The organism is Streptomyces sp. CA2R106 (genome assembly GCF_037034245.1).
Taxonomy (GTDB): Bacteria; Actinomycetota; Actinomycetes; order Streptomycetales; family Streptomycetaceae; genus Actinacidiphila.
Window position 1 is genome coordinate 1 of the sequence record NZ_JBAGKC010000236.1, and the last position, 222, is coordinate 222.

At 67.1% G+C, this 222-nt stretch carries 1 protein-coding gene; it reads left to right on the plus strand.

Features of this window, described 5'->3' with window-relative positions; all coding sequences use genetic code 11:
- Nucleotides 1-9: 9 nt before the first annotated feature.
- Nucleotides 10-222 (plus strand): acyltransferase domain-containing protein (locus tag WA788_RS35905; protein WP_443034154.1); only part of this gene is annotated, 213 nt, incomplete at its 3' end.

The window sequence follows — 222 nt, forward strand, 5'->3', positions numbered from 1 at the left end:
CCGGACGCGGTGTCCGTGGCGGCGGTCAACGCGCCCGGCTCCGTGGTCGTTTCGGGCGATGAAGCCGCCGTTCTCGCGGTGGGTGAGCAGTTCAAGGCGTTGGGTGTGAAGACGACGCGGTTGCGGGTGTCGCACGCGTTCCATTCGGCGTTGATGGACCCGATGGTGGAGGACTTCATGGCGGCGATCGCTGACGTGGAGTTTTCGGAGCCGCGCATCCCC